Origin of the sequence: Salifodinibacter halophilus (genome assembly GCA_012999515.1) — a bacterium.
Lineage (GTDB): Bacteria > Pseudomonadota > Gammaproteobacteria > Nevskiales > Salinisphaeraceae > Salifodinibacter > Salifodinibacter halophilus.
On the sequence record JABEEB010000612.1, the window covers coordinates 1 to 243 of the forward strand.

Below are 243 nucleotides of genomic sequence, written 5' to 3' on the forward strand. Positions count from 1 at the left end.
CGCGCATCCATCTCGCCGTCCAACGGCTGCGCCGTGGCGATGTAGACGACCTCGGCATGCGCCGCGGCCAGGCGTTCGGCCAACGCGCTCTTGCCCGAGCGCGCGCCGCCAAGAATCAGGGTGCGCACGCCGGCTCCTCGTGGGGATGGCGCAGGCCGAACAGCGCGGCCAGCGCGGCGGTGTCCAGGTGTTGTTCGACCGCATCGGCGAGGCGGTCGATGGACTGCTCGCGCAAGCCGTGCA

Annotated in this window: 1 protein-coding gene; it reads right to left on the reverse strand. The window is 72.0% G+C overall.

From position 1 onward, the window contains the following. Positions 1 to 128: bifunctional adenosylcobinamide kinase/adenosylcobinamide-phosphate guanylyltransferase (locus tag HKX41_13035; protein NNC25058.1), on the reverse strand; the 128-nt coding region annotated here is incomplete at its 3' end. Positions 129 to 243 lie beyond the last annotated feature (115 nt).